Annotated in this window: 15 protein-coding genes; 6 read left to right on the top strand and 9 right to left on the bottom strand. The window is 71.6% G+C overall.

Annotated elements, in window-relative coordinates; all coding sequences use genetic code 11:
- Positions 1-12: 12 nt before the first annotated feature.
- Together ACZ4XX_RS10900 and ACZ4XX_RS10895 are read right to left on the bottom strand one after the other, a co-directional pair.
- On the bottom strand, positions 13-681 hold the full coding sequence (locus tag ACZ4XX_RS10900; RefSeq protein ID WP_468507607.1) for a hypothetical protein: 669 nt from the start codon (positions 679-681) through the stop codon (positions 13-15).
- Positions 682-720: 39 nt separating this feature from the next.
- The gene (locus ACZ4XX_RS10895) at positions 721-1086 is read right to left on the bottom strand and encodes a winged helix-turn-helix transcriptional regulator (RefSeq protein WP_468507606.1); all 366 of its coding nucleotides are present in this window, start codon (positions 1084-1086) and stop codon (positions 721-723) included.
- Between the two features lie 140 nt (positions 1087-1226).
- Between ACZ4XX_RS10895 and ACZ4XX_RS10890 the strand changes: the two genes are divergently transcribed.
- On the top strand, positions 1227-2102 hold the full coding sequence (locus ACZ4XX_RS10890) for an NAD(P)-dependent oxidoreductase (protein WP_468507605.1): 876 nt from the start codon (positions 1227-1229) through the stop codon (positions 2100-2102).
- On the opposite strand, the gene ACZ4XX_RS10885 is transcribed toward ACZ4XX_RS10890, so the two are convergent.
- From ACZ4XX_RS10885 to ACZ4XX_RS10875, 3 genes are read right to left on the bottom strand one after another with little or no spacing between them, the layout of a single operon-like run.
- A complete protein-coding gene (locus ACZ4XX_RS10885) occupies positions 2086-2535 on the bottom strand; it encodes a hypothetical protein (RefSeq protein ID WP_468507604.1) in 450 nt (149 codons plus the stop codon). The two genes, ACZ4XX_RS10890 and ACZ4XX_RS10885, sit on opposite strands and share 17 nt — an antisense overlap.
- A gap of 2 nt (positions 2536-2537) precedes the next feature.
- Positions 2538-2822, bottom strand: coding sequence for a DUF397 domain-containing protein (locus tag ACZ4XX_RS10880; protein ID WP_468507603.1), 285 nt, complete (start codon positions 2820-2822; stop codon positions 2538-2540).
- On the bottom strand, positions 2782-3630 hold the full coding sequence (locus ACZ4XX_RS10875; protein ID WP_468507602.1) for a helix-turn-helix domain-containing protein: 849 nt from the start codon (positions 3628-3630) through the stop codon (positions 2782-2784). Before ACZ4XX_RS10875 ends, ACZ4XX_RS10880 begins: the two co-directional genes overlap by 41 nt.
- An 84-nt stretch (positions 3631-3714) precedes the next feature.
- On the opposite strand from ACZ4XX_RS10875, the gene ACZ4XX_RS10870 reads away from it, so the two are divergent.
- Positions 3715-4122: an ATP-binding protein gene (locus ACZ4XX_RS10870; RefSeq protein WP_468507601.1), complete on the top strand. Its 408-nt coding sequence runs from the start codon at positions 3715-3717 to the stop codon at positions 4120-4122.
- A gap of 46 nt (positions 4123-4168) precedes the next feature.
- A complete protein-coding gene (locus tag ACZ4XX_RS10865) occupies positions 4169-4801 on the top strand; it encodes a class I SAM-dependent methyltransferase (protein ID WP_468507600.1) in 633 nt (210 codons plus the stop codon).
- Between the two features lie 84 nt (positions 4802-4885).
- On the opposite strand, the gene ACZ4XX_RS10860 is transcribed toward ACZ4XX_RS10865, so the two are convergent.
- On the bottom strand, positions 4886-6661 hold the full coding sequence (locus tag ACZ4XX_RS10860) for a hypothetical protein (protein ID WP_468507599.1): 1776 nt from the start codon (positions 6659-6661) through the stop codon (positions 4886-4888).
- A gap of 416 nt (positions 6662-7077) precedes the next feature.
- On the opposite strand from ACZ4XX_RS10860, the gene ACZ4XX_RS10855 reads away from it, so the two are divergent.
- From ACZ4XX_RS10855 to ACZ4XX_RS10845, 3 genes are all read left to right on the top strand, one after another.
- The gene (locus ACZ4XX_RS10855; RefSeq protein ID WP_468507598.1) at positions 7078-8001 is read left to right on the top strand and encodes an N-acetylmuramoyl-L-alanine amidase; all 924 of its coding nucleotides are present in this window, start codon (positions 7078-7080) and stop codon (positions 7999-8001) included.
- Positions 8002-8110: 109 nt separating this feature from the next.
- Positions 8111-8968 carry a hypothetical protein gene (locus ACZ4XX_RS10850; RefSeq protein WP_468507597.1) on the top strand — a complete coding sequence of 286 codons (858 nt, stop codon included), beginning with the start codon at positions 8111-8113 and terminating at the stop codon, positions 8966-8968.
- A gap of 123 nt (positions 8969-9091) precedes the next feature.
- Positions 9092-10102, top strand: a complete 1011-nt coding sequence (locus ACZ4XX_RS10845) for an LLM class F420-dependent oxidoreductase (protein WP_468507596.1) — start codon at positions 9092-9094, stop codon at positions 10100-10102.
- Between the two features lie 81 nt (positions 10103-10183).
- Here the strand turns inward: ACZ4XX_RS10845 and ACZ4XX_RS10840 are convergent, their stop codons facing one another.
- From ACZ4XX_RS10840 to ACZ4XX_RS10830, 3 genes are all read right to left on the bottom strand, one after another.
- Positions 10184-10741 (bottom strand): hypothetical protein, encoded by a 558-nt coding sequence (locus ACZ4XX_RS10840; protein ID WP_468507595.1) that lies wholly within the window; start codon positions 10739-10741, stop codon positions 10184-10186.
- 221 nt (positions 10742-10962) lie between these two features.
- Positions 10963-12048 carry a prenyltransferase/squalene oxidase repeat-containing protein gene (locus tag ACZ4XX_RS10835; protein ID WP_468507594.1) on the bottom strand — a complete coding sequence of 362 codons (1086 nt, stop codon included), beginning with the start codon at positions 12046-12048 and terminating at the stop codon, positions 10963-10965.
- Positions 12045-12779, bottom strand: coding sequence for a class I SAM-dependent methyltransferase (locus ACZ4XX_RS10830; protein ID WP_386475272.1), 735 nt, complete (start codon positions 12777-12779; stop codon positions 12045-12047). Before ACZ4XX_RS10830 ends, ACZ4XX_RS10835 begins: the two co-directional genes overlap by 4 nt.
- Positions 12780-12813: the final 34 nt, after the last annotated feature.

The following is a 12813-nucleotide window of genomic DNA, read 5'->3' as shown; positions in this document are numbered from 1 at the left end:
CCAGTCCGGGCGTCACGCGGGCCGGTCGTCGCACAGCCCGGCACGGAGGTGGGCGATCAGGTCCTCGCTCCGCACCTCGGTCCAGTCCGCCCCGGACACCCCGACGCGCAGGGCCTCGTAACGCCCCTCGTCCGGCTCGTGCAACAGAACCTGACGGCTCGTGTAGTCCATCGGGTCCACCTGCAGGCGGACGGCTCGGTGCGTCATCGTCGGGAACATGTTCCGCAGCACCTCGTCCGCGTGGAGGCGGCGCAGAAGGTCCCGCTGCCCCCGGTAGTACTCGGACGACAGGAGATTCGCCCACTGCGAGGACGTGGGCTCTCCGGACGCGAGCGCCCCGGTGAACTCGTCGAGGTCCAGGAAGTCGAACCTCTCCTTCAACACGTCGAGCGGCACGCCGTCCCGCCATGCGGCGATCGCGTCCACGAGCGCTCCGAGATCATCCGTGGAGCCGACGTACCAGCCGAAGTCGGGGATGTACGTACGGAGCCGGAACAGCCGCTCCCCGGTCACCGTGTCGACCGACAGGTAGCCCCTGTTCGTCTCGATGCCGACGGCCTCGGTGGCGTAGGGCGACAGGCCGATGTCACGGCCACGCCTCTCCGCCACCTGCCGCAGGGCGGCGACAAGGCCACCCGCCGCGGTCACGTCCGGATAGAGGTCTTCCCCGTGGGCGTCCATGCCCCTCTCCTCAAGCCTGATCGGCAAAGTGTCGGCCTGTCAGCCGAGGCGGTCGGCCGGGATCTTCTCCGCGCAGATCTCCCGGATGCGTTCCGTGCCCCACGCCCCCAGAGGGGCCAGCGCCGCGTTGAGGGTGGTGCCTCGGTCCGTCAGGGAGTACTCGACCTTCGGCGGCACCTCCGCGTACACCTCGCGGTGGACGAGGCCGTCCTCCGCCATCTCCCGCAGATGCTGGTTCAGCATCTTCTCGCTCACGCCCGGCAGCCCCCGACGGAGCTCGGCGAACCTCCGGACCCCGTGGTGCTCCAGCTCCCACAGGATCAGCACCTTCCACTTTCCCGACACCACGTCCATCGCCGCGTCGACGCCGCAGACGTACGGGCCACGCCGAGCCGATGCCGCCATCCACCCCTCCTCGAACCATCCACCACCCAGGGGTACTTACCCCCGGGTGCGCATCCCACTAAATAGTCCGCACTGGTCAACCCCACCCGCGGCGAAGAGCATTCCCTCACAGCACAGGAACACGAGGGAGAGCCCAAGAGATGACGACCGACAACAGCGTCCAGGTGAGTGTCCTCGGCCTGGGAGCGATGGGGAGCGCGCTGGCCGCCGCCCTGGTGAAGGCCGGACACCCGACCACCGTCTGGAACCGGACCCCGGGCAGGGCCGACGACCTCCTCGCCCTCGGCGCCACGCACGCCGACACGGCCGCCGACGCCGTCCGCGCGAGCGGCCTGGTGATCGCCTGCCTCCTCGACCACGCGTCCGTCCACGACGTGCTCGACCCGCTCACCGACGACCTCGCCGGACGCACCCTGATCAATGTGACCACCACCTCCCCCGGCCAGTCACGGGAGTTGGCGGACTGGGCCGCCCGCGCCGGCGTCACGTACCTGGACGGCGGCATCATGGCCGTACCGCACATGATCGGCCGGCCCGGGGCATCCGTCCTCTACAGCGGGTCGGCCGAAGCCTTCCACCAGTACAAGCCGCTGCTCGACCTGTGGGGAGCCGGCACCTACCACGGCGACGACGCCGGTCTCGCGCCCCTGTACGACCTCGCCCTGCTCGCGGGCATGTACGTCATGTTCGCCGGTTTCGTCCACGGCGCCGCCATGGTCGCCCCGGCCGGGATCTCCGCCCGCGAGTTCGCGGCCTCGGCCGCCCCGTGGCTGTCCGCCATGACCGGCGGCCTCGCGGGCTACGCCGAGGTGATCGACGGCGGGGACTACGCCGTCGCGGGCCAGCAGAGCCTGGAGTTCTCCCAGCTCGGCGACCTCCAGGCCGCCAGTGCCGAGCAGGGCGTCAGCACCGAGGTGGTCGACATGGTCCAGCGGCTCATCCAGCGCCAGATCGACGCGGGCCACGGAACGGAGGGCTTCGCCCGCATCTTCGAGAGCATCAGGCACCCCGCCTGACGGCCGCCGCCCGCCGCGATCCCCGCACGGAGAGAACGGCACTCGCCACGGTCGCGGTGACGGCGGTGGCCGCGAGGACGAGGAGGCCGGGGTTCACCCACCACGGGACGACCTCGATGCCGTGGCACACCAGGCTCACGGGCAGCGCGCCGCTGGAGTCCGGGTAGGCCATGATCCCCACGCCGAACCAGCACGCGTCCCTCGGATCGAGGAACGGCAGGTACGACAGCCCGTACACGTGCAGGGCACCGCCCGCGAGGTAGGCGAGCACGGCCACCCAGGCGGCCTTCCTGGCGGGCGAACGGCGGGACCGGGGCAGCCGGGGCTGGGGCAGTTCACCGCCCTGCCGGGCCCGGACCAGCCCGACGTAGGTGATCCCCGCCCAGGCCGGCAGGCCGATGGCGAGGATCATCGTCCCTATGAGGGTCGCCATGCTCAGCGACCGCCGATACGCCCCTCGGCGGCGGCCTCCACGAAGGCCGTGAAGGCGGCGGGGGTGGCGAGGAAGGCGGGGCCTTGGGGGTTCTTGGAGTCGCGGACGGCGATGTGGGGGGCGAGGTCGGCGATCTCGATGCAGTCGCCGCCGTTGGGACCGCTGTACGAGGACTTACGCCACGCGGCGGCGCCGAGCGGGGCGCACTCGATGCAGTTGCCGCCGGTGTCCCCGCTGTACGAGGACTTACGCCAACGCGCGCCCGTCAGGTTCTGGTCGGTCCCCATACTGTTCCTCCATGACGCGGGCGATCAGTGCGGCCGACCCCTCGACCGAGAGTGCAGCGGCCTGCAGGTGATCGTAACGGAGCGAGCCTTCTCTGAACGCGGCTGGATTGGCGGTCATATGCCCCTGCACGAAGTCCTCCGTGTAGACGACGTCGGGGTCACCCTCGAAGCGCAGGAGGTTGAACTCGCCCATGAACCCGGCATGCGCGCCGGCCTCGAACGGCAGGACCTGAATCTTCACCCACTCGTGCTCCTGCATGCTTAACAGGTGGGCGAGTTGGGCCCTCATCACCCCCTTGCCGCCGATCTCCTGGCGGAGCACCGCCTCTGTCAGGACAACCCACATCAGAGGAGGAATCTCCCCCCACAGGATCCGCTGTCGCTCCATTCGGGCGGCGACCCTGCCATCGAGATCCCCGTCCGTCCTGACGCCGAGAACGGCGCGGGCGTACGCCTCCGTCTGGAGAAGTCCAACGACCAGTTGAGGCTGGAACGAGGAGATGTACGTCGCCCTCGCTTCCATCTCCGCATAAGGCTGAAACCACGTCGGCAGCTGACTCTTCAGCACCAGACCCACCAGCCGCGAGAACAGCCCGCCCGTCATCAACGCCGCGTCGAGTTGTTCCGAGAACCGTCTCGTCGGAACCTTCTTCGCGGTCTCGATCTGACCCACGAGCGAGCCTGTGCAGTACAAGATCTTGCCGAGCTGCGACTGACTGAGCCCCGCCTCCTCTCTCAGACGGCGGAGTTCGTATCCGTAATAGTCCAGCGGCGAGGCGCTCGGATCCAGGCTGCGGATGTTGACCATCGTGCGGTCACCCCCAAGCTCACGCGGTGAGGCGTTGTGTTCAGGCCGTAGCCGAGCGTAACGAAGCCCGTTCAGTCTGGTGGCATGAATCAGGCAACAGACCTCTACCCTGCGGTGCTTGCGACGAGCTACCGCATGCGGTTCACCGTCGGTGAGCACTCCGCCGGTCACATGCGCCGCATCCTCCGCATGTTCCTCACGCGCTGGGAGCTCGACCGGCCGGCCGACCCGGCCGCCCTCGCGCTGACGGAGCTCGTCGCCAACGTCGTCCGGCACGTGCCCGGCCGGCATTGCGCGGTGCTGATCCTGCGGGAGCCGTACGGGCTCCGGGTGGAGGTGGCGGACGGGGTGCCCGGGGCCGTACACGCCAAGGCGGCGGATCCGCTGGACGCGGGTGGGCGGGGACTGGTCCTGGTGGAGGCCGTGACGGACCGGTGGGGGGTCGACGAGCGGGCCGACGGGAAGACGGTGTGGTTCGAGTGCGACGCGTAGGGCACGATGGGCGCCGTCAGCCGCGTACCCGCCAGTAGGAGTCACCATGTCCGAGCCCGCGCCCGAGATCCTCGCCGCCTTCGAGGCCGCCAAGGGCTTCATGCCCGTCGGTGAGGGGCTCGCCCTGTACGCGGCGGCCACCGAGGCCGCGAAGCTCGGGCTGCCGCTCCTTGAGGTGGGCACGTACTGCGGGCGCTCCACGATCCTGCTGGCCGACGTGGCGCGGCAGGCGGGGACGGTCGCGGTGACCGTGGACCACCACCGGGGCAGCGAGGAGCAGCAGCCGGGGTGGGAGTACCACGACGAGACCGTGGTGGACCCCGAGGTGGGGCTCATGGACACCCTGCCGACGTTCCGGCGGACGCTGCGCAAGGCGGGCCTCGAAGAGCATGTGATCGCCGTGGTCGGGCGGTCGCCGCAGGTCGCGAAGGTATGGGGCGGACAGCTCGGGTTCGTGTTCGTCGACGGCGGGCACACGGACGAGCACGCCGTCAACGACTACGAGGGCTGGGCCCCGAAGGTCGCCCCCGGGGGTCTGCTGGTCATCCACGACGTCTTCCCGAACCCGGAGGACGGCGGCCAGGCGCCGTACCGGATCTACCTTCGCGCGCTGGAGTCGGGAGACTTCGAGGAGGTCTCGGTCACGGACTCGCTGCGGGTGCTGCGCCGCCGGAGCTGAGCCGGCGGAAGGACAGGCCGACGGCCGCCCCCTCGAAAGGGGACGGCCGCCGGGTGAAGCGCGTCGAGGGTTCGGGACCCGGGGTCAGAACCCCGAGGTCACGTACAGGCAGTTGGTGTAGCTGTAGCCCGGTTCGATCTTCGCCTTGCTCGTCTTGGTGTCGCCGGCCGTGGACGTGCCCGTGGAGACCCGCTTCTGGAGCAGGTGGTAGTCACCGGCGGGCAGCAGCAGCGTCGCCTTCGGGTACTTCGAGGACGGCCCGGTGCAGGCCTTGATCTTCTTGGAGCCCGCAAAGATCGGGTTCGGGTACTTGGTGCAGGTCCCGCACGCCTTCAGCATGACCTTGCCGGTCATCGGACCGGTGTAGAGCAGCTCGACCTCACCCGGGCCGTCGTTGCTCACCACCATCACCATCCGGGTACCGCCGGGCACGTCGGCCGAGGGCAGCTTGCCCCCCGCCGCGGGCTCCTCCTCCGCGATCTCGGCGGCGATGGCGATGGACCGGGCGTGCCCGGCCTGCGGGCTGCTCGGGTACTCCTTCGCGTACGCCGTCATCGTGTCGAGCGCGGCCTTGAAGTCCTTGTCCTTGAACTGGTCGGTCCCGCAGGCGAAGTCGCCCTTCTGGACCGCCGCGTCGGCCTGGTCCGCGGCGCCCTCGATCGACGGGTCCGTCATGCCGTCGAGGGAGGCGACGATCACGTGCAGCTCTTTGGTGGTGTCGCAGGGGGCACCACCCCCCGTGAGGCCGTCCGTCCGGGTCTTGATCGACGCCTCGAAGGCCGGCGCGACCTTGGGCGCGTACGTCGACTTCGGGAAGGTCTTGAGGAGTTCGTCGAAGCTCTCCCCGGGATCCGGCTCGTAGGTGGCCTTGCCGATGCCGGCCGCCCCGCACTCGTAGAGGGAGTGGGCGAGCGGCTCGTCGGTCTTGGCCGGCCGGGTGCCCAGCAGGTCCTTGTCGACGGTGGCCGGGAGCCCCCGCAGATAGGTGAGGCGCGGGACCGCGTCGCAGTAGACCTTGTCGGCGTACGGGCGGGAGATCGTCGCGAAGTAGGTGTCGAGGCGCTCGGGGACGAGCTTCCCGGCCCGTGATCCCGTGTGCTCCTTGCCGAGCTTCTCGTACTCGCCGAGCGCCTTGCGGAAGGTCGGCTCGGCCTTGTCGAAGGCGAGGCCGTCGGCGGACTTCACGAGCGCGTCGGCGGCGGCGAGGCGGTCGAGCAGGGCCTGCTGCTTCGCCTCGTCGCGGGCCGCCCCGTACGCGAGCGAGCCGCCCGCGGGCACGGCGAGCAGCACGAGGGCCAGCGGGAGCGCGAGGCGGCGGAAGGACGCGCCGATCCGGAGGTTCGCGCGCAGGCCGCGGCGGGCGCCGTCCGCCGCGACGGCCAGGAGGAAGGCGCCGTAGCCGGCGAGGAGCCCCACGGGCACGCCGTCGACGTCGGCCGGGAGGGCCAGGACGAGCAGGGCGACGGTGGCGATCCAGCAGAGCGCGGCGCCGATCCAGTTGCGCAGGAGGACGTAGCCGAGGCCCAGGCAGGAGAGGTTGAGCAGGCCGATCATGGCGGCCTGGGCGCCGTTCGCCTCACCGGGCGGCTGCGCGGGCGGCTGCCCGCCGTCGCCGGGCGGCGGACCGTACCCGGGAGGGCCGTAACCGGGCGGCGGTCCGTAACCCGGCGGGGCGCCGGGCGGCGGCGGGGGCGTACCGGCACCGGCCCAGCCGGGCGCGGTGGCGGGACCGGCGGCGGGAGCGGAGCCGGGAGCTGGGCCGGCGGCCTCGGGGACGGGCAGGGCCTGCGCGCTCGGGGGCGGGTCGGTCGGCGGTCCGAAGCCCGCCGAGGGCCGCGCCTCCCAGGGCGCGGGAGCCACGGGCGCGGGCGCGGCGGGCGTGGGCCCGACCGGCGCGCCGGAGTTCGGGGCGGCCCGGTCCGGGCCCGCCGAGCGCAGTATCTGGGTCGACGAGTCGAGCGAGCCCGCCTGACCGGGCTGACCGGGCTGACCGGGCTGACCCGGCTGGTTCGACTGGCTCGACTGGTTCGGCTGGTTCGATCTGTCTAATCCGTCGCCCGGCACAGGCCGGTCCGACGGCTCGGGACGTGCGTCGTTCGGTTCTTCCCCCACCACGGTTCCCCCTCGTGGGTCCATGCGCGGTGACACCCCACCGTCGCCTCTTGCACCTACCCTTCACGGTCTGCTCACACGCGTCCAGCGATCTACGAAGAGGTGACCAAGCTGCGACGTGCCCGCTGCGGGATTTCGTCCCGTACAGGGCCTAGAGTCGCCAGGTGCCGTACGACCACCGGAAGACCACCCGCCGCACCCGTACCCGCGGCCTCGCGCTCGCCCTCGCCGCCACGGGCTGCTGCGCCGCACTCGCCGGCTGCGGAGCCTCGCAGGCCTCACAGCCGGACGGCAAGGCCACGGAGAGCCCGCGGAGCTCGCCCTCGGGCGCGTCCGGCGGCGCACCGGCCGAATCCCCGAGCAGCGCGTCGGGCGGGACGCCGAGCGGGGCGCCGAGCGCCCAGGAGACGGCCCCCTCCCTCGCCGGGCGGACCGTCGTCCTCGACCCGGGTCACAATTCCGGTAATTTCCGCCATTCCAAGGAAATCAACCAGAAGGTGAACATCGGGACGCACAGCAAGGAGTGCGACACCACCGGCACCTCCACGAACGCGGGATACACCGAGGCCTCCTTCACCCTCGACGTCACCCACCGGCTGCGGGACCTCCTCACGGCGCGCGGCGCCGAGGTCGTCCTCACCCATGACGCCGACCGCCCCTGGGGTCCCTGCATCGACGAGCGGGCGAGGATCGGCAACGCGGCCCGCGCCGACGCCGTCGTCTCCGTCCACGCGGACGGCTCCGCCGTCGGCAACCGCGGCTTCCATGTGATCCTGCCCGCACGCGTGCGGGAGGGCTCCGCCGACACCGCGAAGATCGTCGGACCCTCGCGCGAACTGGGCGAGCGGATCGCCGACCGGTTCGCCCGCGCCACCGGAACGGCCCCTGCCAACTACCTCGGTTCCGGTACGGGGTTGGACGTCCGCGACGATCTCGGCGGACTCAATCTCTCAACCGTCCCCAAGGTCTTCGTCGAATGCGGCAATATGCGTGATCCGAAGGACGCACAGTTGCTCACGTCGGCGACGTGGCGACAGAAGGCCGCCCAGGGGATCGCCGACGGCATCGCCACCTACCTCAAGGGGTAGAACCCGCGGGCGATAGATTCGCTCCGTACGATGGGGCAGCTCCGTGCCATCCCCCGTGCCATGACCTGAGCGCCACCCCGACGCGACGACCCGACGAAGGACTTCTTACGTGAATATCCGCTCCCTCACCCGAGGCGATGGCGTGCTGATCGGTGCAGCGGTGGTGCTGTTCATCGCCTCGTTCCTCGGCATTTCCGGCTGTGACGGACCTGAGGCGATCTGCGACCAGATCGAGAACCCCAACGCCTGGGAGGCGTCGCCCCTCGGCTGGGGCTCCTTCTTCCTGGGCATCGCCGGTGCCGCGCTCGTCGTCTTCTCCCGCAGCCTGCCGGAGCAGCGCAAGGTGGCCGGCCTGGAGCTCGGCCAGGTCGGCGCCGCGTTCACCATCTCCTCCGCGTGGACCCTGCTGATGTGGGTCTTCGAGTCGCACAACGCCGGCGCGGGCCTGATCCTCGGCCTGATCGCCGCCCTGGTGCTCGCCGGTGCGGCCGTCGCCGGACCGATGGTCCCCGCCCTGAAGGCCCCGCTCGTCGGTGCGCCCAAGCCCCAGACCCCGCAGCCGTACGGCATGCAGCCGGGGCAGCCCGGCCCGCAGGGCGTCCCCGGCGGCTACGGCTACCCGGGCGCGCAGCACCCGCCGTACGGCGGTCCGCAGGACCCGTCGCAGGGTGCGGGCCAGCCGTTCGGCGCGCAGGCCGCCGCCCCGCAGCCGCAGGCCGCGCAGCAGCCCGAGCCGCAGGCGCAGGCCCCGCAGGCGCAGCCGGCCGGGGGCTTCGAGCCGTTCTGGTTCGCGGTCCCGGTCGCCCGTCCGCTGTACGCGGAGGACGGCTCGCAGGCGCCGATCGCCGAACTGGCCCCGGGTACCTGGTACCTGGCGGTCGAGCAGCGCGGCGCCACCCTGGTGGCCCAGACGCAGGACGGCCGTCGTGGCGTCCTGCAGGACACCACGGGCATCCAGCGCGGCTGATCCGGCACAGCAGCACGACCGACGGCCCCCCGCCCGGAAGCGAATCCCTTCCGGGCGGGGGGCCGTTGGCGTACAGTCCCCGCATCCACCTGAACTGACGGCTCGTCAGAAAGGATGCGGGGCATGCGACTCGGACTCGCCCTCGGCTACTGGGGCCGCGGCCCCTCCCCCGATCACCTCGGCCTCGCCCGCGAGGCCGAGCGGCTCGGCTACGACTCGGTGTGGACGGCGGAGGCCTGGGGCTCCGACGCCTTCACCGCCCTCACCTGGATCGCCGCCCACACCAGCCGGATCAGACTGGGCACCGCCGTCGCGCAGATGGCCGCCCGCGCGCCGACCACCACCGCGATGCACGCGCTCACGCTCGACCACCTCTCCGGCGGGCGGGTCATGCTCGGCCTCGGACTGTCCGGACCGCAGGTCGTCGAGGGCTGGTACGGGCGCCCCTTCCCCCGCTCCCCGCTGACCGCGACCCGCGAGTACGTGGACGTGGTCCGCCAGGTCCTGCGCCGCGAGGGCCCGGTCCGGCTCGACGGGCGCCATCACTCCCACCCGTACACCGGCTCCGACGGCACCGGCCTCGGCAAGGCCCTCAAGCCGATCACCCACCCGCTCCGGGCCGGCCTCCCGATCCTCCTGGGCGCCGAGGGGCCGAAGAACATCGCGCAGACGCTCACGATCGCCGACGGCTGGCTGCCGCTGTACTGGGCCCCCGAGCGCTGGTCCGAGGTGTACGCGCTCCCCGAACGGCTCCCGGAGGGCTTCCTGGTCGCCCCCATGGTCCGCGCCCGGCTCTGCGACGACGTGGCGACGGGACTGCTGCCGGTCAAGGCGATGCTCGGCTTCTACATCGGCGGCATGGGGCACGCGGCCCGCAACTTCCACGCCGACCTGATGGGGCGGATGGGATACGAGAAGGAGGCGAGGCGCGTCCAGGAGCTGTTCGCCGCCGGACGGCGCGAGGACGCCGTCCTCGCGGTCCCTGACGCCTTCGCGGACGAGATCTCCCTGGTCGGCCCCCGGCAGCGCATCGCCGCCCGCCTGGAGACATGGCGACGGGGCCCGGTGACGGACCTCCTCGTCACCTCACCGGACCCCGCGACCCTCCGCCTGCTCGCGGAGCTCAACTCCTAGATCCTGTCGTCGAACTCCCCTCGTCGCCCGAAGGGCGGCTCCGCGTCCGGGAGTTCGACGACAGGGCCCAGGAGGGGCCGGTCAGCCGCCGCTGAGCTGGGAGGCGCTGGGGACCTTCTCGACGACCTCCGCGCCGGCGCTCTTGCCCGCGTCCTTGACGCTGTTGATGACGTTCTCGAAGGCACCGACGTCGGCGTCGCCGACCTCGCCCTTGCGGAGCTTCGTCCCGAGCTCCTTCAGCGACTCGATCCCGGCCGTGAGCGGCGCGACCGCCTTCGACAGCAGCGGATCGCCCTTGGCGTTGTTCGTCGCCGCCTTGAGCCGGTTGTACGTGAACGCACCCGCGAGGCCCGCCTTCACCAGGGCCAGGGTCCGGCCGTCCGCGCCCTTCTTGAACTTGCCCGCGCGGTACGGCTTCACGATCCACTGGTACGTGGCTCCCGCGGCCAGGCCCGCGTTGGCCACGAACCGGGTCTTGGCGAGCTTCTGCTGCTCGAAGGTGCCCGACGCCGTCGGGGTGGCCGCCCCGCTCGCGCTCGCGTCGTCGTCGCCGCAGCCCGCGGTCGTCAGGAGCAGGGCGCAGGACAGCATCAGGGCCACGACTCCGCGGGACACGGACCGGGGTATGGATCTGGGCACGGCGAGACCTCCCTGGGGGTTGTGGCGCCAGCCTCACCCGGGGCCCCGGGGGTCGCCACACGAGCGACTCCGAATGGGGCCCACCCCTCGCCCGCGCACCCTTCCCTCGGGGATTCCTCGCAGCTCAGCGCCGGACTCCGCGAAGGAGACCCGGCCGCGAGCTGCTGCCCCACCGGCCCGCGCGGGGAATCACCCGCGCGGGCACTTCCCCGCGCGGGGGTTCAGCAGCAGTCCGGCTCGAGTCCGGCCGGGAGGCGTTCGCCGCCGAAGACGGCCACGGTCGCCTCCTCGCCGCCCAGGGCGGCCACCGCGAGCAGCAGGGAGCCGGCCGTCCAGGCCGTCAGCTCCTCGGGCCACACCGCCTTGTCGGTCTCCGACGCTCCCTCGAAGACGTACCCCGTCCAGTACATGCCGTTCTCGGCACGCAGGTGCTGGATGTCCTGGAGGACGGTGAGGGCCCGGTCCGACTCCCCCATCGCCCAGAGGGCGAGGGCGAGTTCGCAGCTCTCGCCGCCGGTCACCCACGGGTTGGGGATCACACAGCGCACACCCAGGCCGGGCACGACGAACGTGTCCCAGTCGGCCTCGATCCGGGCCTTGGCCTGGGAGCCCGTGACCGCGCCGCCGAGGACCGGGTAGTACCAGTCCATCGAGTAGCGCGACTTGTCGAGGAAGCGCTCGGGGTGGCGGCGGATCGCATGACCGAGCGCCCCGGTCGCCAACTCCCAGTCCGGCTGGGGCTCTTCACGGGTCTCGGCGATCGCGAGGGCGCAGCGGAGCGCCTGGTGGATCGACGAACTTCCGGTGAGGAGGGCGTCGTTCACGGGTGTGCCGTCGGCCTCGCGCTTCCAGCCGATCTGCCCACCGGGCTGCTGGAGTCCGAGGACGAACTCGACGGCCGCGTAGACGGCGGGCCACATCCGGTCGAGGAAGGCGTCGTCGCCGGTCGCGAGGTAGTGGTGCCAGACGCCGACCGCTATGTAGGCGACGAAGTTGGACTCCCGGCTGCGGTCGGTGACCTGGTCGGGCTCGCCGTCGTGGTACGCCGCGAACCAGGAGCCGTCGCTGTTCTGGTGCCGGGCGAGCCACTCGTAGGCGCGGGCGGCGGCGACGTGCTCACCGGCCGCGTCCAGCGCCATGGCGGCCTCGGTGTGGTCCCACGGGTCGAGGTGGTGGCCCCGGAACCAGGGCAGGGCGCCGTCCTCGCGCTGCACGGCGAGTATCCCGGTGACGGTCTCGGCGGCCTGCTCGGCGGTGAGCACCCCGGGCAGGACGAGATGCTCCGCGATCCGCTCGGGTGAGGTCACTGGGAGTCGGCCTTGGGCAGGTGGGGCTTGGTCGCGTACGCCACGAAGCTCTTGCCGACGACCGGGTTGAGCAGCTGCTCGGCGACCCGGGTCAGGGCGGGCTTCTTCATGATGTCCCAGACCAGGAGCTTGTGGTACGCGCGGACCGGCAGCGCCTTGTCGTTGTCGACGCCGAAGGCGCACTTCAGCCACCAGTACGGCGAGTGGAGCGCGTGCGCGTGGTGGGTGCCGTACGGCTTGAGCCCGGCCTGCCGGATCTTGCCGAGGAGTTCGTCGGCCTTGTAGATGCGGATGTGGCCGCCCTCGACCTCGTGGTACGCGTCGGAGAGGGTCCAGCAGATCTTCTCGGGGCCGTACCGCGGGACGGTGATCGCGATCCGCCCGCCGGGCTTGAGGACGCGGACCATCTCGGCGAGCACGCCCTTGTCGTCGGGGATGTGCTCCATGACCTCGGAGATGATGACGACGTCGAAGGACTCGTCGGGGAACGGCAGGTTGAGCGCGTCCCCCTCCATCGCGGTGGCGGTCGCGCCCGCGGGGGCCTCGCCGGCCTCCTTCATGGCCGCGAACCACTTGGCGACCTCGCGGATCTCCTCGGCGTTCTGGTCGAGGGCCACGACCTGCGCACCGCGCCGGTAGCACTCGAAGGCGTGCCGGCCCGCACCGCAGCCCAGATCGAGCACACGGTCGCCGGGGGCGAGCGGGAAGCGGGTGAAGTCGACGGTCAGCACGAGGTCCTGCTTTCGCGGTTGAAGAGTCGTTGTG

It is taken from the genome of Streptomyces sp. NPDC029956 (genome assembly GCF_055574655.1).
The sequence above is the reverse complement of the archived record's forward strand: the minus strand, read 5'-3'. Positions and strand labels throughout refer to the sequence as shown.

Bases quoted from the DNA above. Each gene is read 5' to 3' on its own strand.
- ACZ4XX_RS10900 (WP_468507607.1), bottom strand. From the start codon at position 681: ATGGACGCCCACGGGGAAGACCTCTATCCGGACGTGACCGCGGCGGGT.
- ACZ4XX_RS10895 (WP_468507606.1), bottom strand. From the start codon at position 1,086: ATGGCGGCATCGGCTCGGCGTGGCCCGTACGTCTGCGGCGTCGACGCG.
- ACZ4XX_RS10890 (WP_468507605.1), top strand. From the start codon at position 1,227: ATGACGACCGACAACAGCGTCCAGGTGAGTGTCCTCGGCCTGGGAGCG.
- ACZ4XX_RS10885 (WP_468507604.1), bottom strand. From the start codon at position 2,535: ATGGCGACCCTCATAGGGACGATGATCCTCGCCATCGGCCTGCCGGCC.
- ACZ4XX_RS10880 (WP_468507603.1), bottom strand. From the start codon at position 2,822: ATGGGGACCGACCAGAACCTGACGGGCGCGCGTTGGCGTAAGTCCTCG.
- ACZ4XX_RS10875 (WP_468507602.1), bottom strand. From the start codon at position 3,630: ATGGTCAACATCCGCAGCCTGGATCCGAGCGCCTCGCCGCTGGACTAT.
- ACZ4XX_RS10870 (WP_468507601.1), top strand. From the start codon at position 3,715: ATGAATCAGGCAACAGACCTCTACCCTGCGGTGCTTGCGACGAGCTAC.
- ACZ4XX_RS10865 (WP_468507600.1), top strand. From the start codon at position 4,169: ATGTCCGAGCCCGCGCCCGAGATCCTCGCCGCCTTCGAGGCCGCCAAG.
- ACZ4XX_RS10845 (WP_468507596.1), top strand. From the start codon at position 9,092: ATGCGACTCGGACTCGCCCTCGGCTACTGGGGCCGCGGCCCCTCCCCC.